This window comes from Thalassospira sp. NFXS8 (assembly GCF_040148805.1).
Taxonomy (GTDB): Bacteria; Pseudomonadota; Alphaproteobacteria; order Rhodospirillales; family Thalassospiraceae; genus Thalassospira.
The window spans coordinates 1,345,823-1,368,386 of record NZ_JAGEMF010000001.1; the positions used below are offsets into that span (position 1 = coordinate 1,345,823).

At 55.3% G+C, this 22,564-nt stretch carries 18 protein-coding genes; 11 read left to right on the forward strand and 7 right to left on the reverse strand.

Features of this window, described 5'->3' with window-relative positions:
- The first annotated feature begins 137 nt into the window (after window positions 1-137).
- Window positions 138-737: a LysE family translocator gene (locus J4E05_RS06145; protein ID WP_349593394.1), complete on the forward strand. Its 600-nt coding sequence runs from the start codon at window positions 138-140 to the stop codon at window positions 735-737.
- 111 nt (window positions 738-848) lie between these two features.
- On the opposite strand, the gene J4E05_RS06150 is transcribed toward J4E05_RS06145, so the two are convergent.
- Window positions 849-1,736 carry an AraC family transcriptional regulator gene (locus tag J4E05_RS06150; RefSeq protein ID WP_349593397.1) on the reverse strand — a complete coding sequence of 296 codons (888 nt, stop codon included), beginning with the start codon at window positions 1,734-1,736 and terminating at the stop codon, window positions 849-851.
- Window positions 1,737-1,826: 90 nt separating this feature from the next.
- Here J4E05_RS06150 and J4E05_RS06155 point away from each other — a divergent pair, with 90 nt between their 5' ends.
- The 5 genes from J4E05_RS06155 (at window position 1,827) to J4E05_RS06175 (ending at window position 9,365) form a co-directional block, all read left to right on the forward strand.
- Complete coding sequence (locus J4E05_RS06155) at window positions 1,827-4,631, forward strand: ATP-dependent DNA helicase (RefSeq protein WP_349593400.1); 2,805 nt, start codon at window positions 1,827-1,829, stop codon at window positions 4,629-4,631.
- Between the two features lie 189 nt (window positions 4,632-4,820).
- The gene (locus tag J4E05_RS06160) at window positions 4,821-6,059 is read left to right on the forward strand and encodes a hypothetical protein (RefSeq protein WP_349593403.1); all 1,239 of its coding nucleotides are present in this window, start codon (window positions 4,821-4,823) and stop codon (window positions 6,057-6,059) included.
- 251 nt (window positions 6,060-6,310) lie between these two features.
- The gene (locus J4E05_RS06165) at window positions 6,311-6,757 is read left to right on the forward strand and encodes a DUF2946 family protein (RefSeq protein WP_349593406.1); all 447 of its coding nucleotides are present in this window, start codon (window positions 6,311-6,313) and stop codon (window positions 6,755-6,757) included.
- Window positions 6,758-7,280: 523 nt separating this feature from the next.
- Window positions 7,281-8,645, forward strand: a complete 1,365-nt coding sequence (locus J4E05_RS06170; RefSeq protein WP_349593409.1) for a PepSY-associated TM helix domain-containing protein — start codon at window positions 7,281-7,283, stop codon at window positions 8,643-8,645.
- Window positions 8,646-8,705: 60 nt separating this feature from the next.
- Window positions 8,706-9,365, forward strand: coding sequence for a Crp/Fnr family transcriptional regulator (locus tag J4E05_RS06175; RefSeq protein ID WP_349593412.1), 660 nt, complete (start codon window positions 8,706-8,708; stop codon window positions 9,363-9,365).
- Between the two features lie 84 nt (window positions 9,366-9,449).
- Here J4E05_RS06175 and J4E05_RS06180 read toward each other — a convergent pair whose 3' ends face one another.
- From J4E05_RS06180 to J4E05_RS06200, 5 genes are read right to left on the reverse strand one after another with little or no spacing between them, the layout of a single operon-like run.
- Window positions 9,450-10,364, reverse strand: a complete 915-nt coding sequence (locus J4E05_RS06180) for an SMP-30/gluconolactonase/LRE family protein (RefSeq protein WP_349593415.1) — start codon at window positions 10,362-10,364, stop codon at window positions 9,450-9,452.
- A complete protein-coding gene (locus J4E05_RS06185) occupies window positions 10,361-11,359 on the reverse strand; it encodes an ABC transporter permease (protein WP_349593418.1) in 999 nt (332 codons plus the stop codon). The genes J4E05_RS06180 and J4E05_RS06185 overlap by 4 nt, the downstream gene beginning before the upstream one ends.
- On the reverse strand, window positions 11,356-12,282 hold the full coding sequence (locus J4E05_RS06190; protein WP_349593421.1) for an ABC transporter permease: 927 nt from the start codon (window positions 12,280-12,282) through the stop codon (window positions 11,356-11,358). Before J4E05_RS06190 ends, J4E05_RS06185 begins: the two co-directional genes overlap by 4 nt.
- Window positions 12,279-13,757, reverse strand: a complete 1,479-nt coding sequence (locus J4E05_RS06195; RefSeq protein WP_349593423.1) for a sugar ABC transporter ATP-binding protein — start codon at window positions 13,755-13,757, stop codon at window positions 12,279-12,281. The genes J4E05_RS06190 and J4E05_RS06195 overlap by 4 nt, the downstream gene beginning before the upstream one ends.
- A gap of 12 nt (window positions 13,758-13,769) precedes the next feature.
- The gene (locus J4E05_RS06200) at window positions 13,770-14,783 is read right to left on the reverse strand and encodes an ABC transporter substrate-binding protein (RefSeq protein ID WP_349593425.1); all 1,014 of its coding nucleotides are present in this window, start codon (window positions 14,781-14,783) and stop codon (window positions 13,770-13,772) included.
- Window positions 14,784-15,016: 233 nt separating this feature from the next.
- Here J4E05_RS06200 and J4E05_RS06205 point away from each other — a divergent pair, with 233 nt between their 5' ends.
- A complete protein-coding gene (locus J4E05_RS06205; RefSeq protein WP_085589825.1) occupies window positions 15,017-16,222 on the forward strand; it encodes a GAF domain-containing sensor histidine kinase in 1,206 nt (401 codons plus the stop codon).
- A complete protein-coding gene (locus tag J4E05_RS06210) occupies window positions 16,203-16,976 on the forward strand; it encodes a response regulator transcription factor (protein ID WP_085589823.1) in 774 nt (257 codons plus the stop codon). The genes J4E05_RS06205 and J4E05_RS06210 overlap by 20 nt, the downstream gene beginning before the upstream one ends.
- A gap of 54 nt (window positions 16,977-17,030) precedes the next feature.
- Here the strand turns inward: J4E05_RS06210 and J4E05_RS06215 are convergent, their stop codons facing one another.
- The gene (locus J4E05_RS06215) at window positions 17,031-20,138 is read right to left on the reverse strand and encodes a sensor domain-containing protein (RefSeq protein ID WP_349593429.1); all 3,108 of its coding nucleotides are present in this window, start codon (window positions 20,136-20,138) and stop codon (window positions 17,031-17,033) included.
- A gap of 366 nt (window positions 20,139-20,504) precedes the next feature.
- Between J4E05_RS06215 and J4E05_RS06220 the strand changes: the two genes are divergently transcribed.
- From J4E05_RS06220 to J4E05_RS06230, 3 genes are all read left to right on the forward strand, one after another.
- Window positions 20,505-20,921 carry a tellurite resistance TerB family protein gene (locus tag J4E05_RS06220; protein WP_085589819.1) on the forward strand — a complete coding sequence of 139 codons (417 nt, stop codon included), beginning with the start codon at window positions 20,505-20,507 and terminating at the stop codon, window positions 20,919-20,921.
- Window positions 20,922-21,126: 205 nt separating this feature from the next.
- Window positions 21,127-22,014, forward strand: coding sequence for an NAD(P)-dependent oxidoreductase (locus tag J4E05_RS06225; protein ID WP_256376765.1), 888 nt, complete (start codon window positions 21,127-21,129; stop codon window positions 22,012-22,014).
- Between the two features lie 296 nt (window positions 22,015-22,310).
- Window positions 22,311-22,529 (forward strand): SlyX family protein, encoded by a 219-nt coding sequence (locus J4E05_RS06230; protein WP_085580960.1) that lies wholly within the window; start codon window positions 22,311-22,313, stop codon window positions 22,527-22,529.
- Window positions 22,530-22,564: the final 35 nt, after the last annotated feature.

Consider the following 22,564-nt stretch of genomic DNA (forward strand, 5'->3'; position numbering starts at 1 on the left):
CATAACCGCGTGGCCCTTTTGGCACATGGCAAAAATTTTCATCAAATTCGGCATGGCGATCAATTTTCTTCAATAATTCAGCCTCGCAATCGGCTTACCTGCAAAAAATCAAAACAAATGCAAAAGCAGGAAACGCAATGTCTGGCAGTCTTAGTCTTTATCTTTCGATGGCAAGTTTTGCCCTTGTCGCCTCGATCACGCCGGGGCCGGTCAATATTCTGGTGCTTGGCACATCGGTTAAATATGGTTTTCAGCCCGCCCTGCGCCCGGTTTTTGGCGCAACAGCAGGCTTCTGCCTGCTTCTGCTGCTGATCGGCCTTGGCCTGCATCAGCTTTTAACCCAAATCCCCGAAATCTCCCTGTTCATCAAATGGGCCGGGGTGGCGTTTCTGGGATATCTTGCGATCAAGCTTGCAATCGATAGCGGCAAAATCAACACCGATCGCGGTGCCAAGGCCCCCTCCATCCTGACCGGTGCCACCCTGCAATGGCTTAATCCCAAGGCATGGATGGCCTCTGTCGCCGGTATGGGGGCCTTTATCGCCGATGGTGACCCGGTATTGATCTGGCAGTTCGTCGCACTTTATTTTGTCATCTGTTTTGCATCGGTAAGCTGCTGGGCCGGGGCCGGGGCGTTTTTACGGCGTTACCTGCATAACGATATTCTGGTGCGCCGCTTTAATCGCTGTATGGCGGCTTTGCTGCTGGCAAGCGCGCTTTACCTGCTGTTGCATTAAAGCCCCTTGCGCCGCACCCAATGCCAGCCCCGGTTCACGCAAATCAGGCTTTCACCAACCGCGCCAATCCTGCCATCGCCGCAAGCGGTACCCACCCTACGCAATTCGCACTCAGGCGCTCATCACATGGGCATATTGGCGCGGCGTTGCCGTCATCTGGCGTTTGAAAATGCGCTGGAAATGTGCCTGGTCGGCAAAGCCACAGGCCAGTGCGACATCAACAATTCTTTCACCCCGTTTCAGGGCATGGCGGGCGCGCTGAATGCGGCAATTCATCAGATAGGCATGGGGCGTAATGCCATATTGCTGGCCAAAGGCCCGCACCAATGCCGATGGTGTCATGCCCGCTTGCGCGCTGATACCATTCAGGCGCAGGGGCTGTTCACAATGGGCACGAATATATTCCGCCGCCCGTAAAACACCTTTGCCCCCGGCATGCTTTCCGCCCTGCATCCCCGCAACACCGCCCACGCCGCCATGCCCCGTGGCATATAACCGGGTTTTGCCCCGCCCGGTGCGTTCTGCCAGCAGGCAGAAAAATGCGGTTGCCGCCTCTTCCTTGCCCAATGCCGGAATATCGCGGTCTGCCAGTATCCGCCCCAACCGGGTCAGTTGGGCAAAAATCACCGAGTCCTGGCTTAATACCGGGTCATAGGCAGCAAATTTTCCGTTCGCGTCGGCATCGTTTTGCGCCTGCACATCCAAAAGCCAGTCGGTATCGACATATAACATCTGAAACGCCCAGCCCCGTTCCACCAGCGGGTGACAATCATGGACATCTTCGGGGTTAATAAAAATAACCGTACCCGTGCTTAATTCATGCTGCGCCCGGCGCATATGGCACGCACTGGCCCCACCCAAAATCGCCCCGATGGAAAAGGTATCATGGGTGTGTTTGTCTGACCGGATATCGCGCCCCTCGCGCACATGGCGCGCTTCAATAAAAGGCAATTCCCGATCGTGCCAAAAATACTGATTACGGTTAGGGGCCTCTACCATCAGGTTTACCTGTTATCGCCAGAATAAAATTCTACAATAGGTCAAATTCCCCGGTAGCACTAGCCTCGCACTGTGCTTATAGTGCCGCAAATGTTCGATGATCGCACCGAAACCCAGCCCCGTTTTTTGCCCCCCGACGCGCCGGTTATGGTCGCCGGGTTGCGCCATGCTGTGTTTTTAACCCCCGATGGCGAGGTCGAGGAAATGCCGCTGGCCGCTGCGGCCAAGCGGGCCCGCGCCCAGCGCCCGATCATTGTTCACATGCCCGCCACTGCCAAACGCCTGCGCATTGATGGTTTTATCGGCCATGATTTGCTGGAACTTTTTGCCTTTGTCCGCCCGGCACAGTTTTGCGTGCCCACCCCACGCGGCATGGCCCTGGCCACCGGGCAAAAGGCCTGCGATGATTTGATCGGTCAGGCCGAGGCGCTGGCCGAAGCGATGAAACGCCTGCTTCAGGAACTGGCCGTTCTGCCCGGCGAAAAACGCGGGCGCGCCCTTTCCATTGCCTGGCCGATGGCGCGCGGGCAATGGCCGTGGGGCGTTTCGGTTTTGGCCGCGATGGGGGCTGATGGCGATGGCCCGCACCGCTTTGCGGTTTATGAAGGGCTTAAAATCTGGAAAAAGCTGGGCGAATGGTCCGAACATGCACCACCGCCACCGCCCGGAAACACCCCGGTTGAACCTGGCGAAGCGCGCGAACGGTTGCTTAAATTGCTGGGCGAAGGGGCCGAAGAACGCCCGCAACAGGCCGATTATTCATCCGCTGTGTGTTCCGCCTTTGCCCCGCGCACCAGCGATGGCGCGCCCAATATCGTCCTGGCCGAAGCCGGGACCGGCACGGGCAAAACCCTTGGTTACGTTGCCCCGGCATCGGTCTGGGCAGAAAAAAACGAAGGTGCGGTCTGGATTTCCACCTATACCCGCAACCTGCAACGCCAGATCGACGGCGAATTAAACCGCCTGTATCCCGACCCGCGCGACAAACGCCGCAAGGCCGTGGTGCGCAAAGGCCGCGAAAACTATCTGTGCCTGTTAAACTTTGAAGAAGCCCAACGCCCGCTGGCCCAGCAACCCCGCCAGGCCATTCCGCTGGGCCTGATGGCGCGCTGGGCGGCGGCCACGCGTGATGGCGATATGGTCGGCGGCGATTTCCCGGCATGGTTAACCGAACTGATCGGCGCGCGCTTTACATCCGCCCTGGCGGATCAGCGCGGCGAATGTATTTATGCCGCCTGCCCGCATTATTCGCGCTGCTTTGTCGAAAAAACCGTGCGCCGGGCGCGCTCGGCCGAAATCGTTGTCGCCAACCATGCCCTTGTGATGGTGCAGGCCGCCCTTGGCGGGCTTGATGATGCCTCGATGCCAACACGGTATGTCTTTGACGAAGGCCATCATTTGTTTGACGCCGCCGACAAGGCCTTTTCCGCCCATCTGACCGGGCAGGAAGGGGCCGAATTGCGCCGCTGGCTTTTGGGGGCTGAAAACAAAGGCAGTTCACGCGCACGCGGCCTGAAACAACGCCTTGAAAGCCTGATTAACGACCGCGAAGAACTGCGTGATGCCGTTAACGCCGTGATCGTTGCCGCCAAATGCCTGCCCAATCAAGGCTGGCTGATGCGCCTTCACGACGGTATTGACCATGCCAGTGGCCCGGCCGAAATTTTCCTCGCCCATGTCAAGGCGCAGGTGATGGCCCGTGCCGCCGAAAAGGACCGGGGCTATTCGATAGAAACCGATTGCAAACCCGCCGTGACCGAGGTTCTTGCCAGCGCGGCCGATCTCGACCGTGCGCTGGCCTCACTAGAAAAACCGGCCAAGGCGCTGATCAAAATCATCGCCCATATGCTTGATGAAAAAGCCGACGAGCTTGACTCCGCCGAACGCCAGCGTCTGGATGCTGCCATTCGCTCGCTTGAACGGCGCGCCATCATGCAGGTTGCCGCCTGGCGCGGCATGCTGGAATCGCTGGTCGATGCCACACCGGCTGAATATGTGGATTGGTTTGCCATCGAACGCCAGTTTGGCCGCGATTTTGATATTGGCATGCACCGCCATTATATAGACCCGACCTTGCCGCTGACCGCCGCCCTTGCCCCCACAACGCATGGCATGGTCGTAACATCGGCCACCTTGCGCGATGGCACTGGCGATGAAATGTTTGACTGGGGCGTTGCCGAAGACCGCACCGGGGCCTCTCACATGCCGCTGCCTGCGGTGCGTGCGGCGATGAAAAGCCCCTATGACTATCGCAAGCAAACCCGGGTTTTCATTGTTAATGATCTGGCGCGCGACAATGCCGACCAAATAGCAGCCGCCTATCGCGAACTGTTTTTGGCATCCGGCGGCGGTGCGCTGGGCCTGTTTACGGCCATTACCCGCCTGCGCGCGGTTTATGAACGCCTGACCGGCCCGCTGGACGAAGCCGGTTTGCAATTGCTGGCCCAGCATATGGATGGCATGGATGTTTCCACCCTGATCGATATTTTCCGGGTTGAACGCGATGCCTGCCTTCTTGGCACCGATGCCATCCGCGATGGGGTGGATGTCCCCGGTGACAGCCTGCGCCTGATCGTGTTTGACCGCGTGCCTTGGCCCCGGCCCGATATTTTGCACCGCGCCCGCAAAGCGGCATTCCACGGTGCCCGTTACGACGACATGATCACGCGCCTGCGCATGAAACAGGCCTTTGGCCGCCTGGTGCGCCGCGCCGAAGACCGCGGGGTTTTCGTATTGCTCGATAACCGCATGCCGTCACGCCTGCTTGGCGCTTTCCCCGAAGATGTCGACGTGCAACGGGTTGGCCTGAAAGAAGCCATCGAACAAACCCGCCTGTTCCTTAATCCCGGCCAGCCCGGTGAACCAGACGAATTTAACGACGAATTACCGTTTTAAGGCCTTTTGCCTGTAATCCCGCACCTCGCCAAAACGCCGGTCCAGCAGGCATCACAGGCCCGCAAAATGGCGCACGCCCCTGCACGGTCCAAACGCAACCAAAAATAGATTTCAATCAAATTTTCGCCATATTACGCGCAAAAGTTAGGGCCTTACCCTGACGCGCCATAAAGATATGGAGGAAAACTGATGAAATCTGCCTTGCGCCGGAACCTGACGGGGTGCGCCTTGTCCCTGACCGTCATGCTCGCAGCAGCGGTCTCTGCCCAGGCGGCCAATGATCCCTGCCCGCCCCTGATCCCGCCGCTTGACATGCAAAAAATAATGACCGACCCCGATTTGACCGATACCGAACGCCTGAAATTACTGCAAAATTCCGGGCGCGACATTCGGGAACCGGCCACATGGTCGGGCTGTCATACCGTTATCGACAAAATCGACATTCATGCTGCCGTTAAAATCGAACCGGGCACCGTGCTGAAATTCAGGGAAAATGCCGGGCTCGATATTAATCGGGGTGGGTCTCTTGATGCCAAAGGCACAGCAGACAAGCCGGTTGTATTCACCGCAGAAGACGAAATAAAGGGCTACTGGTACGGGCTGTATTTCGAGTCAAACAGCAGTAAAAACCGCCTGATTCACAGCCAAATTTCCTATGCCGGCGGTGGCCAGAAAGGCGGCAGCGGACGCGCCATGAAACGCACCATCGGCGATTCCGCCCCACCAACACGGGCGGTCATGATCCATGAAGGCGCATCGGTGCGCATTGAAAACACCCATATCGAACATGCAAAGGGATATGGCATTGAAGCACTGGGCACGCTTCAGGCTTTCAGCCATAACCAGATCGACCACACCGACATTCCCGCCCGCCTGCAACCCGATGATGTCGGCATGATCGATGCCGACAGCACCTTTAGCGACAACACCAAAGACCAGATCGATATTATCGGCCTTGGTGCGCTGAACAAGGATGCAAGCTGGGTCAATCCCGGTATTCCCTATGTCTGGCACTACAATACTACTGTTGCCGCCAATCTGGAACTTCAGCCGGGTGTTGAAATCCTGATGGCGCCCGAAGCCAGCATGAGCATCGATCATAACGGCTCGCTCAAGGCCATTGGCACCGCAAAAAATCCCATTGTCATTCACGGCGTCAGTTCTTTGTCGGGTTCCTGGGATGGCATTTTTATCAGAAGCAAAAGCGACAAAAATGTCTGGAAATATGTCCGTATCGCCGATGGTGGCGGCGGCAATTACAAGGCCAATATCTATGATGGCGGCTATCTTGATATCAGTAACAGCCGGGTGGAAAACAGCCGGAAGATTGGCATTCTGGTCAACAAAAACAGCGGTATTGACGGACGCATCAGCATCACCAACGTCAAATACAAAGACAACGAAATAGACTATAAAGAAGAAAAATAGCCCGTAACGCGTTGTCTGAGATAACACCCAGTGTTTCCTGAATTCAGTTTCGGGAAACACCGTTTTTAAGGACAAATTATGGTTGTGCATCCCCAAACCGGTCAACAAAAATGGCCAGCTGCCGCGTGCGGATACTAAAGCAGGGGTAAATGGCGAACTGACCGATGCCCAAATTGTATCCGGTAAACTTTGACAGCCTCCAAAAAACGTTATAATCAAACCGCAGATTATTCCGAAATTGGACATTTGCCGTGCGTGCCAACCGGGCCTCATCACCGTCTGATCTGCGGGTGACCATCACAACGCTGGTGGCTTGCCTTTTATTGATCAATACGGTTCTGTTCGGCTTTATGCACGCCCCGCTGGCCGCACAGGCCCGGGCCGACGGCAGCGGCTATATTCCGATACTGATTTGTACTGCCAACGGCATTCAGGCCATTCGTCTGCCGTCCGATCCCAATGCACCGCAATCCGCCCCCGAAACATCGGGCCGGTATGACAGCTACGAAGCCTATCAATGTGCATTATGTGGTATCGGCATGCACGCAATGGCGCCAACGGCGACCTACGAAATTCCCGAACTTCACCGCATTTTGCTGTCCAATGCGGTTACCGCCCTTCATATCACGGCACACAGCCCGCGATTTTACCACAAGGCAGGGTCGCCACGCGCACCGCCAAGGCCAGCCGCAGCATAATTAACCGTTTTGTGGTTTATTTTGAATCGGGTTGCACTGGCGCATACACGCCGCAAGGCTTTCTTCGGGCTGTCCTGCATCAACATTCCCGATCACGATAAATCTTTGCATTAAAAATGCCTGTTTTCAGCACTATCCGGCCTGCATCCCAGTTCTAAACCTGATCATGGTTAACAGGATGCCTGCCCAATGCTGCCTTACATTGTATTTTATAATGCAGCGTGGTTTTGCGTCATTTCGCAGTCGTGCTGAATACGGAAAATCCACAAAACCGGTGCTGGTGGAAACACCCCCTGCCCGTCGCCCGCCTTGTACATATTCAGGGCCGGGTTGCGGCCAAACAGCGCACCCTAAAACGGTTATGGATGCTGCCCCGTCTGATATTTCCGGGGAAAGCGGGCCATTAACATGGTTTGGGCCATGGGCCGGTTCCCCGGTGCCACATATTTACGAAATCAGATTGCACCCCATGTGTTCCCGCCAGACGGGAACCATGGCAGTGCCTTGTCCTTGGGGATAAACCATGTCTAACCCGACCAGCGGTGCATCGCGCCGCCCCGAAAACACCAACGGCTTTTATCGCGCCGTCTGGCGCTGGCACTTTTATGCCGGGCTTTTTGTTCTGCCCTTCATTGTCCTGATGGCGATTACCGGCGGGGCCTATCTGTTCCGCGATGAAATCGACAATTTCGTCTATTCCGATTTAAAACAGGTTGCCGTGCCTTCCACCCCGGCCCTGCCCTATAGCACACAAATCGAAGCCGCCCTGGCAATGCAGGATGGCAAGGTTGTCAAACTGACCACGCCAGTCACGCCGGCATCATCCACCGAAGTTACCATTGCTGATGCCAACGGGGCCCGCCATGCGGTTTATGTTAACCCCTATACCGCACAGGCACTGGGTGAAATGGCTGATCGCGGCACCGTCATGTGGATCGTGCGCCGCCTGCACAGCCTGGCCGAATTTGGCACATTCCCCAATGCCCTGATCGAAATTGTTGGCGGATGGACCATTTTGCTGGTGCTGACCGGCATTTACCTGTGGTGGCCCAAACGGGTGGATGGCACATCGCGCCTTGCCATTCGCGGCAAAACATCAAACCGTCGCTGGTGGCGCGACAGCCACGCCGTGGTTGGCCTGTTTGCCGGTTTTTTCATTTTGTTTCTGGCAACCACCGGCATGCCGTGGTCGGTTTTCTGGGGTAAATATGCCAACCAGTTCGCCAATGGCACCCCCACGGGGTATCCATCCGGCGTTCGGGTGGATGTTCCCCTTTCCACCGTTCCCATGATCGATGCCTTTGGTGAAACCGGCTGGACCACTGAAAATGCCCCCTTGCCGCTTTCCGTTGCCACCGGGCCGCAGGCGATTGGCATTGATGCCGCCACCCGAAAACTGAATGATCTGGGGCTGACACAGGGCTACGCCGTGAGCCTGCCCAACGGACCGCGCGGTGTTTACAGCGCCTCCATCTACCCCGATGACCTGTCGCTGCAACGGGTGATTCATCTTGATCAATATTCGGGCCAGCCACTGATCGACATGTCATACGCAGATTATGGCCCGTTAGGACGCGGGCTGGAATGGGCGATCAATGTGCATATGGGGCAGCAATACGGGTTGACCAACCAGATTGTCATGTTGCTGGTCTGTGCATCGCTGATTTTCATGGCGGTTTCGGCAGGTGTGATGTGGTGGAAACGCCGCCCGTCCGGGCAAATGGGGGTTCCGCCCCTGCCGCGTGACGTGCGCAAGGTTTATGGCGTTTTGGCCATTCTGGCCATTGGCGGCATTATTTTCCCGCTGGTCGGCCTGTCGATGATCCTGATGCTGGTTCTGGACCTGTTGTTTGTTGTCCGTCCGCGCCTGTTGCTTCGCAACGCCTGATCATTGTTTGGGCGCACGGTATGTGCCGTGCGCCTTTTCCCGCAAACACGAGGATCGGTCATGAATACTCCCGACGCCTTGCGCCAAATCCTGACCTATGCCGATGAAAAGCCTGTTTTGCTCCCGGCCAACAACATTGTCGAACCGGGGCATGAAAGCCTCGCCAATGCCTATATTCTGGAACAGGGGTTAATTCTTCAGGGATATTATAACCGTGATGGTGACCGGCAAATTTGCCGGGTTTATCGCCCGGGGGATGTTTTCGGCCTCGAAGCACTGGACGGGGCAATGTCAACCACCAGCCCACCCCTGATCAGTGAAACCCTGTCTCCCTGTCAGATCATAAGGGTTCCACTGGCTCGGCTACGCCAGCACCAACCCTCAAGCCTGTCGCTGGCACGGGTGATTTCACATTTTCTAAGCCGCGAAGTGATTGCCAGCCATTACTGGAAAATCAACATTGGCAGCGGCCCCGCCATCAGCCGCATTTGCCGCTTTTTGTTATGGGTGGCCCATCGCGACCAGTGCATTGTCCCCCCGCGCGATAAACTGGGCAGCATTGTTTCGGTCACCACCGAAACCGCCAGCCGCACCATCGCCAATTTGCGGCGTCAGGGATGCCTGCAACCTTTTGAATTTCGCCAGCGCGACCATATGCGCATCAACCGCGACGCCCTGCTTCACCATGCAGGCGATTTCTGGGATGACCGCGCAGCATGAATATGTGTTTTGCTCGCAATTAAGCCGTCACGGTAATCAGGGCAAAACACATATAGGCACACGAAAAACAGGGATAGACCCGGTTCATGTTTTCGGGCCCCGGGCGGCGGCTGTATTAACATGAATGGCATAAACGCTGGTTGTTGCCGTAATCAGCAATTCATTGCCACGCGGCCCGCCAAAGGTCAGGTTCGAGACAGTTTCGGGCACCAGAATTTTGCCCAGCAAAACCCCGTTGGCATCCAGGCAATGCACGCCATCCGCCGCCGATGTCCAGACATTATCATGGCAATCCACCCGGAAACCATCCGGCAGGCCCGGCTCAATGGCCGCAAAATCGCGGCCATTTTCCAGCATATTGCCACCGACCACATCATAAACACGAATGACCGATGGCACCGTGTCATCATGGCTTTGGCCGGATTCCGCAACATAAAGCCGCTTTTCATCGCGCGAAAAGGCCAACCCGTTGGGCTGGGTAAAATCATGCGCCACACTGGCAAGTTCCCCCGTGACCGCATCGAAACGAAACACATTATGGTGGCGTTGTTCCGGGGTTGATTTATACCCTTCATAATCGGATAAAATACCATATGTCGGGTCGGTAAACCACACAGAGCCGTCCGATTTGACCACCACATCATTAGGTGAATTCAGCGGTTTGCCTTCAAACTGGTCGGCCAGCACCGTGATGGTGCCATCATGTTCCGTGCGGGTGACAGAGCGCGTGCCATGCTGGCAACTGACCAACCGGCCCTGTGCATCGCGGGTATTGCCATTGGCAAAACTGGAATGATCACGAAACACATTCACCGTGCCATCACACATCCAGCGATAAATTTTCTGATTGGGAATATCGGAAAATAACAGGCACTGATGGGCCGGGAACCATACCGGGCCTTCTGTCCATAAATGCCCGCCCGACAGTTTGCGCAGACTGACATTCAGCAACACAAGATCACGGAAACGATTGTCAAAAATTTCATACGGGCCGTTCATACCCTGCCTCTTTTTTTACTGGCCAGCACCACCACCGACACAATGATCAGCCCGGTCAAAATCAACCGCACACCGGCACCCAAACCATAGGAATTCAACATCGATACCAGCAAAAACATGAACAATGCTGCCGCCCAAATGCCGGGCACATTTGAATTCCCCCCGGCAATCGACGACCCGCCAATCACCACAACGGCAATCGACATCAGCATATATTCAGTGCCCATATTCAGGTTTGCACCGCCCGAAAAACTGGCCAGCAAAAAGCCGGTAAACCCGGCCAGCACCGCACAGCCGACATACACCCCAAAATGCACCGCCGTAACCGGCACACCGCCCAGACGGGCTGCGCGTTTGTTTTGCCCGCTTGCCAAAATCCAGCGGCCAATAATCGCGCGTTCCAGCACAATCCACGCCAGGACCGATACGCCAAGTGCGACCAGTGCGGCATTGGGAATGCCCAATGTGCCGCCCGTGGCAAAATCGGCAAGTCCTTCGGGCGGTTTGATGCGCAAACCACGGTTGGACCAGATCGCGACCGACTGAAACAAAAAGGACGAGGCCAGCGTGGCAATGATCGGCGGGATACGCATCAGCAAAATCAGGCCGAAATTAAACAACCCGCAGCCCAGGCCAACGCCAATCGCAATCAACAGCCCCGGCGCCACCAGCGACCCGTCGCTTGCCATAAATTTCAGAGCCACCGTCCCGGCCAGCGTCATGGTTGCGGGAATGGAAAGGTCCACATTGCCCGGCCCCAATGTCACAACAAACATCTGGCCGATCCCGACAATCACGGTAAAGGAGGCAAAGGTAAAGGCGGCATATAAAAGCGATCCTGCCTCGGCCCCGCCGCCGGACCCGGCCATCATCGCGGCAATAAATGTTGCCGCTGCGGCCAGATAGGCCCAAATCCAGGCCTTGCGCGATACCAGACCAAACAGGGCCTTCACACCGTTTTGCGGTGCATTTTGCACATTATTTTCCACAGTCATGCCAAGGCCTCCCGACGGGTAAAGACAAGGCGCACCGCCAGAACCAAAATCAAAATCGCCCCTTGCGCGCCAATCTGCCAGTCCGATGACAGATGCAGGAAAGACAGGAAGCTGGCCGCCAGCGTCAGGGTCATCGCCCCGATCACAGCGCCGATGGGCGACACCCGGCCACCGGTAAATTCACCCCCGCCCAAAATCACCCCGGCAATCGATAACAGGGTATAACGCAAGGCAATATTGGCATCGGCCGAGGTGGTTAAGCCCACCAGCGCCATCCCGGACAACACCCCGAACAACCCGGCGATGCCATAGGCCGTTGCCTTCAGGCTCAGAACCGACCAGCCCGAACGGTCAATGGCCTGGCTGTTGCCGCCAACACCGCGCAACAACACCCCTAATGATGATCGTTTGACAAAATAATGCATGATCAGCCCAATCACGACGGGCGCAATAATCGCAACCGGCACAAAGGGGGGCTTGGCCTTCATCATCGCATGCAGCCATGCCGGGGCCGACCCACCGGGCGAGGGCAAAATCAAAATCGCCATGCCCGACCAGAAAAACGACATGCCCAATGTCACAACAATCGCGGGCAAGCCACGGGCATGAATAATCGCCCCCATCGCGGCATAAACCGCAATGGCGCCCAACAGCATTGCATAGCCCACCACCGGGTCACTTTGCACAAAGGTTGCCGTGACACAGGCGCAAAAACTGACAAAGGTGCCAATCGACAAATCAATGTCATTGACCATCAAAATCATCATCTGGGCAATGGTTGCCAGTGCCACGGGTACGGCCAGATTAAACAGCAAATTCAGCCCGAAATAGCTCATGGCGCGCGGCTGCAGGTAAAACACCCCTGCCAGCAACAAACCCAGCGAGAAAATCGGCAGCAAAATGCGTAAATGATCGCGTGTCATGATGTGGCCTCCTCCATCTCGAACGAAGCACGCAGCATGTTTTCTTCGGTAATGTCATCACCGGTCAGTTCGGCGGCAATTTCACTGTCGCGAAACACAAAAACCCGATCACATTCCAGAATTTCGTCGGTTTCCGTCGAATACCACAGGAAGGTGCGGCCCTTTTCGGCTTCATCGCGAACCATCCGGTACACTTCCTTTTTGGTGCCCACATCCACGCCGCGCATCGGGTCATCCATCACCACAATCGGGGCGGAAGATGCCAGGGCGCGTGAAAACAGCACCTTTTGCTGATTGCCGCCTGATAACGACAAAATCGAGCTTTCAACGTCATCGGTCTTGATCTTGATTTTCCGGTGCCAGTCCGCCACCAGCTTTTTCTCGGCCTTGCGGTCCACCAAAAACGACCGGCTGAATTCCACCAGGGTTTGCAAGCTCAAATTACGCAAAATCGACCATAGCGGCATCACGCCATCACGCGCCCGGTCCCCGGCAACAAACACCACCGCTGGCGCCCGGTTGGCCCGCCAGTCCGATGATCGTTCCAGATAACACTGTGCCAGCGCCTCGGCCTGCCCATGCCCGGCAAGGCCCGCCAAACCCACAATTTCGCCTTTGCGCGCCGACAGGCCATTTGCCATGCGCAAAACTTCATCGCCCAATTCGCGCTGTTTGCGCCCGTCGCCACTATCCGCACCTTCGGGCACAACATGGCCCATCGCATCCACCAGGCTGTCGCGGGTAAAGGTGTGTGCCGCATCATTGGCAATAATGCGCCCGTCTTTCATCACCACCATGCGGGTCGCGACGTCAAAAATCTCGCCCAGCATATGGGAAATAAAAATCACCGCCCCGCCAGCAGCACAGAACTTTTTGATATAGGCCAGCAACTGGTCGGCAATCGAACCATCCAAGGACGATGTCGGTTCGTCCAAAATCACCAGCCTTGCATCAATGTCGCGCCGGGAAAAAGCAATGGCAATTTCCACCATTTGCCGTTCGGCAATCGACAGGTCGCCCACCACACGATAGGGATCAATACCATTGCCGGGAAAAACCGCATCCAGGGCCGCCCGCACCGCACTGGCGGCATTCCCGCGCCAATTGCGCCACGGCATATTGCGATAGGGAATGCGCATATTTTCCAGCACGGTCAAATTCGGGCACAGCGACAATTCCTGAAACACACTGCGAATGCCTGACTGGCGTGCCCGTTGGCCATTGCGAAAATCGGCCTTGCTTTCCGCCCCGTCATAGCGGGCTTCGCCGGTCGTTGGCGACAGGCGGCCATTAATCACATTCACCAGGGTGGATTTCCCCGCCCCGTTATGCCCGACCACGCCCACACATTCACCCGGCATGATATTCAGCGCCACATCGCTTAAGGCCCTGACCGGCCCAAAAGACACACCAATACCGGCCAGGGAAATGATCGGCACCTCACGGGTGCCGATCTCCTTGCGGTTTACAACCATAATCCTGTCGCCTTACTTCGTTGACTTGATCAGGGTTTGTGCATCTTCAAGGGAATATTCAACATTGGCGACCGACCCTTCCGGCGTCGTTGCCAGCATCTCTGCAAGGTTGTCCTGGTCCACCCGCAGGAACGGTACGGTCAGGTCCTTGGCAACTTCCTTGCCATCCAGCACCTGCTGTGCCACCCAGAATGCCAGAATGCTGACCCCCGGGGCAATCGACAGCGAGGTGGTTTCATAACCGTTTTTGGCATGCTCGTCAGACCACCATTTCAGTTCATCCTGGCGGTTGCCCATAATGATGGTCGGCATCGGGCGATCGGTGGCCGCAAAGGCCCGCGCCGCGCCATAACCGTCCCCGCCCTGGGTCACAACGGCGGTAATGTCGGGCAGGCTGGGCAAAATACCGGCAACGGCCTTTTGCGCCACATCCTGGGCCCAATCACCATGGACGGAACCGACAATTTTAAACTTGCTGTCTTTGGCCGCTTCATGGATGCCCGCACTGATTTCGTCATCAACGAAAACCCCGGCAAGACCGCGAATTTCCAACAAATTACCGCCATCCGGATAGCGTTTTTCCAGATATTTAACCTGTTCGCGGCCCATTTTCCGGAAATCAACCGCAATGCGCCAGGCGCACGGTTCGGTCACAATCCCGTCAAAGGACACCACGGTAATGCCGGCATCACAGGCTTCACGCACGGCCCCGTTAATTGCGGTTGGCGATGCGGCATCAATCACAATCGCATCATAGCCCTGCAAAATCATGTTTTGAATTTGCGCAGCCTGTTCCGTTGCCTGGTTTTCCGATGTGGTAAAGGCATCGGCTGCGGCAACAACGCCGGTTTTTACCGCTTCACCCGTCACCTTGTCCCAGCTTTGCAGCATGGCCTGGCGCCAGGAATTTCCAGCATAATTGTTGGAAAAGGCAATGCGTTTATCTGCCGTATCGGCCATCGCATGGCTGGATGCCAAAATTGTCGTTCCGGCAATCACGCCCATAAGCATGTTCTTGAATTTCATTTTTCCTCCCTGACGCGCCTGCGCACGTCGTGGTCCATGTTGTTTATGTGAACTTTTTTGCGTTTAACTTACGCAGCAGTATCTTATTTTCAGGCTCTCGATTTACAGGCATCCGGATAAAATCGTAAAGAGCGCATGCCGCACCCGTCTTGCGGGTTCCCGCACCATCCTTGCGGACACACGCAAGACAATTAAATGCCGCCGTCATATGATCCACGCCGGAGGAAACATTCATGTCGGAACTTGCCCATTATCTGCGCATTTCCAACCTGCTTGCGGGCAACCTGGACATCAATTCTGCCCTGCATTCGGTCAAATCGGAAATCGACAAAATCATCGAATTTGACCACCTTGATGTCTGCCTGATCGACACCGGCAAAACATGGAATACCTCCTACGAGGTTGGCCTGCAAACAAGCTGGAGCACCTCGCGATCTGCTGTGCGGCAATCGCCGGTTCGCGATATACTTTATGGGAAAACCGATTATCTTCTCACCGGCAATGCCTTGAAAGACCCGCGCTACATCTTCCCCGATGCGGTCAGCGCGCCCATCCTCCATCACGAATTTCGCAGCCGGGTTAATGTAGCGATGAAAGTTCTGGGCGAAGTTATCGGCTCGCTCAACTGTTCATCAAAAAAAGAAAATTTCTACGACGAAACCCACGTCGAACAGGTGCGAATTCTGGCTGATATTCTGGCACCTTATTTTTATGCCTTGCGCGCCAACGAGAAGTCCAACAAGGAAGCCATATATCGCGCCGAAATTCTCGCCCGGGAAGAAGGTTTGCGCCTGGGCGCCCTTAGCCTTACCGACGCGCTGGAAGCCGAACGCCAACGCATCGGCATGGATTTACACGACCAGACACTGGCCGATCTTACCCGCATTGCGCGCGACATCCATCCCGGCTTGACCAACGCCCAACACCATCATCTGCAACAGCAAATACAAAACATGATCCAGGATCTACGTGGGATCATTGATACATCAATTCCCTCTATCCTTGAGCTTTTCGGTTTTCATCATGCAATCGTCACCCATCTCGAACGCGCCATCAGCCGTGAAAGCACAATGCAATTCAGCGTTGATGACCATACCGACGGTGCGATAGATACCTTGCCCGAAACCATACGTATCGCCATTTTCCGCATTTGCCAGGAAGCACTTAACAATGCCGTTCTGCATTCGGGTGCCGACAAAATTTCTGTCATCATCCGTCGTGATGACAGCGGCCATTTAAAAATCAAAATTATCGACAACGGCACGTTTCGCCCAACCCCGCGCGGGCCAAGTGGTGGTCTGGCGCATATCAAAACCCGCGCCCAGCTGATTGGTGCGCAATATCAAATCAGTACCGAGAACGGTACGCAAATAAAAATAAAGCTGCCCAGGGCAGCCCAAAATACCAAAGGGTCAGGCGATGAAAATACTGCTGGTTGAAGACGATAAAATGCACGCCGATTTCCTGCGGGAAACTGTTGAAAGTGCATTACCTGAATGTACTGAAATCCTGATTGCACGTGATGGCAAAGAGGGCGAAACCCTGGCCCACCGCCACAAAATCACGGCTATCGTAATGGATTTGCGCATGAAAGAACAAAACGGTATCGAGGCCGCACGGATCATTTGGGCCAGATGTCCTGAAACCCGCATTCTGTTCTGGTCAAACTATTCAGACGAAGCCTATTTGCGCGGCATTGCCAACATCGTTCCCCATGAAGCCACCTATGGCTATGTGTTAAAAACAGCCACCGAGGACAGAATGCGCCTTGCCTTGCGAGCTGTCCTGATCGAAGCGCAGATCGTGGTTGATCGTGAAGTCCACCAGATACAAAATCAGCAAATGCGCTCCCGAAGCGCACTAACCGAATTCGAATACATCATTTTAATCGACATTGCCCTTGGCCTTCCCGACAAAGCCATTGCCACCCGGCGCAAACTGTCGCTTCGCACGGTTCAAAACCGCCTGTTATCCCTATATGACAAACTCGACGTGGGGGCGCTGGACCAAAACGACCTCGGCATTTTGCTAAATAAACGCACCCGTGCTGTCTCCAATGCCATCGCCCGCAAAATCATCAACCGGGAGGGCCTTTCTTCGGCTGAAAAGGAACTGCAGGCATGGCTTATCCGAAACGATGGCAAAACACCAACATCTGGCACAGGGCGTTTTTCCAGTCACAACACCAAATAACCCGCACATCAAAACGGCACGGCGAAACAAAACAGCACATCCGCACAAGGCCGGTTAATTCAATGTGCCTGGCGTGATGTCGCTTGCCAGTTGGGCACGCAACAAACTTTCCATTTCCGTGGCCGGAACGGGTTTGCTGAAATAAAACCCCTGCAATTCATCCACGCCCTCGGCACTGACCCGTTCAAGCTGGGTTTCGGTTTCAATGCCTTCGACATTGACCGACATGCCAAACGATCGCGCCATAAAAACAACCGCGCGAACAATGGCCGAATTGCCGTCTTCCTCGTCCATATCAACGATAAAGGACCGGTCAATTTTCAGTTTATCCACCGGGAAGCGCTTTAAATAGGCCAGCGACGAATAACCGGTACCAAAATCATCAATTGCAATGCGAATACCCTGATTGCGCAACATCCCCAGCGTAATGGCCGCTTCGCGCGGGTTATCCATCATTGCGCCTTCGGTTACTTCAAATTGCAACTGGTGCGGGTCCAGCCCGGTGCGTTCCAGCGCATCCCCCACACTTTCAATCAGGTCTTCATGGCGCGCCAGTTCCAGCGGCGATAAATTAACCGAAATCAAAAGCTTGCCCAATCCTTCATTGCGCCATTTCCGGGTTTGAATACAGGCGTTATTCAACACCCATTTTCCCACTTCGGCAATGATCCCCATGCGTTCCGCCACCGGGATAAAATCCACCGGGCTAACCATGCCGCGCGAAGGATGAAACCAGCGAACCAAAGCCTCCATCCCGACAATTTTCTGGTCGGAAACGCCGATAATTGGCTGATAAAACAGCTCAAACTCGTCATTGGTTATCGCGCGTGACAAATCGCGTTCCAGCGCCTTGCGTTCCTGCACTTCAAGCTGCAACCGGGTTTCAAAAAAGTGATACCGGTTGCGCCCTTCGGCCTTGGAACAATAAAGGGCAAGGTCAACGTTGCGCAAAAGGTCCTTTTCGTCGCGTCCATCCTTGGGATAAATACAAATCCCGACCGATGTTGAAACCAGCACTTCATTGCCTTCAAGCATAAAGCGCTCGCTGACCCGCTCGATCAGGCGCTGGGCAACAATGGCAATTTCCTCGGCTGACCCCGGGTCATGAAGCAGAACAGCAAATTCGTCCCCGCCCAGCCGTGCAACCACATCTTCATTCCGCAGGCGGACGCGCATGCGTTCGCCCACCCCTTGCAACAACAAATCGCCAATCGGGTGTCCAAGCGTATCGTTAATGTCCTTGAAATTATCCAGATCAAACAGCATCAAAACAAAATTGCTGCGTTCGCGTTTACCGCGTGCAACCGCCGCCGACAGACGTTCCTGAAACAATGTCCGGTTTGGAAGCCCGGTCAACCCGTCATGATGGGCCAAAAACTGAATGCGCGCTTCTGACCGCTTGCGTTCGGTAATATCGGTAATCGACCCTTCAATCAAAACCGGCACCCCGCGATCATCCCGGATCAGACGGGCGTTTTCCTCGATCCAGATAATCTTGCCGTCCCCGCGGCGTAATTCGGCTTCAAAACCCTGAACAAACCCGTCGCGCAATAACCGTCCGGTAAATTGCAGGCGCGTCCCGGGCTGCAAATAAAACCCGTCACGAACGGCGGTTTCCTTTACCACCAGTTCACGTTCATCGCCATATCCAAGGATCGAAACAAATGCCGGATTGGCCGATAATAACGGGCCTAGCGGTTTGGCCTGATACAACCCCTCGGCGGAGTTTTCAAAAATACCGCGATATTTTTCTTCCGCCAATCGCAGGGCGCGCTCCACGGCGGTTTTTTCGGTAACATCCTGACCAATGCAAATCACCCCGCCTACATTGCCATTTTCGGCAAAATGCGCCCGGGCATTCCATTGCAGCAATCGAACCTCGCCATCCTTGCGGCGAATGGAAATTACTTCTTCCTTGATAATTTCGCCCGCAATCAGGCGCCGCAAACGCAGGGCAACGCTTTCGCGTTCGCGTTCAACCACCAGAAAATCAAAGAAATTACGGCCTGCCGCTTCCATCCATGAATAACCAAAGGTCCATTCACTTTCGCGGTTATATTCCAGAATGCGCCCGGCAGTATCGAGGAACATAATGACACTGCCCGCCGTTTGCACCAGCGCCCGGTAACGTTCCTGGCGTCGGCGCAAATCATATTCAGCCTGGCGGTTTTTGGTCACATCAATCAGGGTGATGCTATATCCCAGCAAAATGCCGCCTTCGCCATGAATAACGGTGGCATTCATGCGCACCCATATCTGGCTGCCATCCTGACGGCGCATTTCAATTTCACGGCCGCTAAAGCCATTGCCCCGGCGTAATTGCTGGCGCACATCGATCAGGTCATCATCGCAGGCATAAAATGCTTCGGGGTTCGATAAATACGCCTGCCGCACAGCCGCTGCATCGTCATAGCCAAACAGCGGCGCAACGGCATCGCTCACCGCTGTTACCCGCCCCTCGGCCGACAGGTCAACAATGCCCTGCACTGCATGTTCCAGGGCGCGGCGATAACTTTCCTCGCGCGTGCAATCACGGCCAAACCACGCAACCCCGCCCTGATCTGCCAAAAAGGTGCGTCGCCACTGAAACATACGCTGTCCGTAATACACGGAACGCAGGGCCTCGCCCTGGTCTGCCGGGCCGCATAACGGCCGCTGCCCGTTGGGAATGGTCAGCGCGGCAACATTGGGCATCCCCACTTCCAGCGCCACCAGTTCGGCGGCGGCATTTCCGTGGCGAAATTCGCCGTCCTGCCCCAAAACCAGCACCGGCAAGGGGGAAATCATCAACCCCGATGATATCAGCCGGTCTTTTTGCGTCAGCATAACCACGCGAATAACATTTCCGCCTTCAAGCGGCAGCCACCAGCCCAGAAAATAGTTCTGATCCTGGCCGTCAACAGGCATCACAAATGTTTCGCCCTGCGGTTGATCCACATCGCTGCAACGACGTGCCTGTTCAACAATCGCGCAAACATGAGGAAACACGCCATAAGGCAGCCATGCAGGTTCGCCCGGCGCATCGATGCCAAACACAGTAGCCCACGCGGCATTTCCCAGCACCGCTTGCCGCTCGGGAGCAATTACAACCGCAGGCACACGGTCACACGCAACCAGTGCCGCTACCGTCGTGGCGACGTCAATTGAAATATTAACTCCCATTTACCCAGCTATTGTTCATCTGTTTTTGTTATAGCTGCGCGACCATAGCTTTTCGCAAACTCACTGCAAAGGGCTTTTTGCACCTGTGGGCATTTCCCCGCATTCCTCATACATTCAACAATTAGAAATTTATTAATTAACAAACAATTCAATTTCGAATTAGATTGCCTTTATACTACCTGACCGGGAAAACTGCCGTTTTTAACCACAGTTCCTAGCGAATTACATCGCATTATCACTATTTTCACTTTTCATCCCCTTAAACAGTTGCGGGGGACCGGTTCCCGTTCTAATTTGATGAGCGATCAGGCCGTATGGCCCGTCGGCAGACACGCCCTTGTCAAACCCGGAATGTCGAGGAGAACAATGGTGATTTCTCATCAGGACGCATTGATCTACACTATGGTGATGGTGTCTGCAGCAGACAACGACATTACCGATGCCGAACTTTCCGCAATGGCGCGCCGTGTGCGTTATCTTCCCATCTTTGCCGGTTTTGACAGCGAACGCCTGACCGAAGTCACGCGTGATTGCGCCGCCCGGCTTGGCGAGGAAGACGGACTGGACAATACGCTGGTTCTGATTCGCGATGCCCTGTCGAAAAAAATGCGCGAAACCGCTTATGTTTTCGCGTGTGAAATCGTGTTGTCCGACGGCGAAATCAGCCAGGAAGAACTGCGTATTCTGGAACTGATCCGTCACCGGTTTGATATTGATCGTCTGGTTGGCTCGGCCATTGAACGGGCCATGGCCGCACGTTACTTGCGCCCCGGCGACGTATGATGCGACCGGCATTCCCGCCGGAGACATCGGGTTTCAACGCTGTTTTGCCACAATAAACCGTAAACTGGCACCATAAAAACCCGCAAAAATTACCGGATTCCACAGTATGGGTCCGGTTTCTTTGCGCGGGATTGATGACATTTCATGTGCAGCATCCTGCTTGCGCACCATCGCTTATTGATCGCACGAACAAAGGGAACACACCATCATGACCGCACTGGCAGGCGAAAACATAGCCTTCATCGGACTGGGGCTTATGGGGCGCCCGATGGCCCTTAACCTGGAAAAGGCGGGTGCCAAGCTAACTGTCACCACCCGCAACCCCGAAACGCTGAACATGTTCGAAGACCTGGGCGTTGAAACCGCGGCCACCCCCGCCGATGCGGTTGCCGAGGCCGACATTGTTATCATTTGTGTGGCCGATACCGATGCTGTCGAAAATGTGCTGATGGGCGAAGATGGCATTCTTGACGGGCTGGAAGAAGACACCATCGTCATCGACATGGGCACAACATCGGTCGATGCCACCCGACGCTTTGCCGATGCTGTCGAGGATGCGGGCGGTGAATGGCTGGATGCCCCGGTATCGGGCGGCACGCAGGGGGCGCAAAACGGTACACTTTCAATCATGGTGGGCGGCGAACCCGATATTTTCCAGCGTGTCGACCGGATTTTCAAGGTGCTGGGCAACCGCGTCACCCTTGTCGGACAGGCCGGTGCCGGGCAAATTGCCAAGGCTGCCAATCAGATGATTGTCGGGGTTACCATTGCGGCAATTGCTGAATCTTTTTCGATGGCCGAAGAAGCCGGGGTCAATATCGCCAGCCTGCGCGAAGCCCTGACCGGGGGATTTGCCGATTCAACTGTGTTGCAACAGCATGGCAAACGCATGATCGAACGTAATTTCGAACCCGGCGGCCGCGCCATTACCCAGCGCAAGGATCTGTATCAGGCGCTTGAATTTTCCGAAGCCGATCTGGGGCTGGAACTGCCCATGACCCGTCTGGCAATGGAACTTTACGACGAACTGATCGACCTTGGCGGCGGCCAGCTTGACCATTCCGCCCTGATCAAAATCTACGAGGAAGACTAATCACGAACTTCCCTGATTTAAACCGGTCAACCAGGCCCCCGATGGGTGGGCAATGGCCAGGTTCATCAAAAAGGCAATAACCCGCCATCTTCCGGGGGTTTTATGCCCGGCCTTTGCACGCCCCCGGCCGGTAAATTTGTAAGCGGCCTGTTTTCATCCCCCGGGCCAGGCCGGGGGATGTTTTTGTACGGCATCGGGCATTATACAGGTTTGTATTTATGTTTACCCCTGTGTCAGGCATGATAAACCACCCGGGCCGACCGGGCATTTGCCGCCATAACCAAATACAGAGTCCCATGACAGACACAGACCTTGAAACCCGCATCATCGAACTTGAAACCCGCATTTCCCACCTTGATCAGGCAATGACGGACATGTCGATGATGGTCAAACGGCAGTGGGACCGTATTGATGTTCTTGAACGCCGCAACCATTTGCTCGGCGAAGACATGAAACGCATGAACGACTTCATGCAAACCGCCCCCGAAGACGACGTGCCCCCGCCCCATTACTGATAAAATCCGGCATGGCGGTATCCCGCCAAATGTTT

Coding starts and splice junctions, on each gene's coding strand:
- J4E05_RS06205 (WP_085589825.1), top strand. CDS start 15,017: ATGTCGGAACTTGCCCATTATCTGCGCATTTCCAACCTGCTTGCGGGC.
- J4E05_RS06185 (WP_349593418.1), bottom strand. CDS start 11,359: ATGACTGTGGAAAATAATGTGCAAAATGCACCGCAAAACGGTGTGAAG.
- J4E05_RS06160 (WP_349593403.1), top strand. CDS start 4,821: ATGAAATCTGCCTTGCGCCGGAACCTGACGGGGTGCGCCTTGTCCCTG.
- J4E05_RS06175 (WP_349593412.1), top strand. CDS start 8,706: ATGAATACTCCCGACGCCTTGCGCCAAATCCTGACCTATGCCGATGAA.
- J4E05_RS06200 (WP_349593425.1), bottom strand. CDS start 14,783: ATGAAATTCAAGAACATGCTTATGGGCGTGATTGCCGGAACGACAATT.
- J4E05_RS06170 (WP_349593409.1), top strand. CDS start 7,281: ATGTCTAACCCGACCAGCGGTGCATCGCGCCGCCCCGAAAACACCAAC.
- J4E05_RS06150 (WP_349593397.1), bottom strand. CDS start 1,736: ATGGTAGAGGCCCCTAACCGTAATCAGTATTTTTGGCACGATCGGGAA.
- J4E05_RS06180 (WP_349593415.1), bottom strand. CDS start 10,364: ATGAACGGCCCGTATGAAATTTTTGACAATCGTTTCCGTGATCTTGTG.
- J4E05_RS06195 (WP_349593423.1), bottom strand. CDS start 13,757: ATGGTTGTAAACCGCAAGGAGATCGGCACCCGTGAGGTGCCGATCATT.
- J4E05_RS06230 (WP_085580960.1), top strand. CDS start 22,311: ATGACAGACACAGACCTTGAAACCCGCATCATCGAACTTGAAACCCGC.
- J4E05_RS06145 (WP_349593394.1), top strand. CDS start 138: ATGTCTGGCAGTCTTAGTCTTTATCTTTCGATGGCAAGTTTTGCCCTT.
- J4E05_RS06190 (WP_349593421.1), bottom strand. CDS start 12,282: ATGACACGCGATCATTTACGCATTTTGCTGCCGATTTTCTCGCTGGGT.
- J4E05_RS06210 (WP_085589823.1), top strand. CDS start 16,203: ATGAAAATACTGCTGGTTGAAGACGATAAAATGCACGCCGATTTCCTG.
- J4E05_RS06155 (WP_349593400.1), top strand. CDS start 1,827: ATGTTCGATGATCGCACCGAAACCCAGCCCCGTTTTTTGCCCCCCGAC.
- J4E05_RS06215 (WP_349593429.1), bottom strand. CDS start 20,138: ATGGGAGTTAATATTTCAATTGACGTCGCCACGACGGTAGCGGCACTG.
- J4E05_RS06220 (WP_085589819.1), top strand. CDS start 20,505: ATGGTGATTTCTCATCAGGACGCATTGATCTACACTATGGTGATGGTG.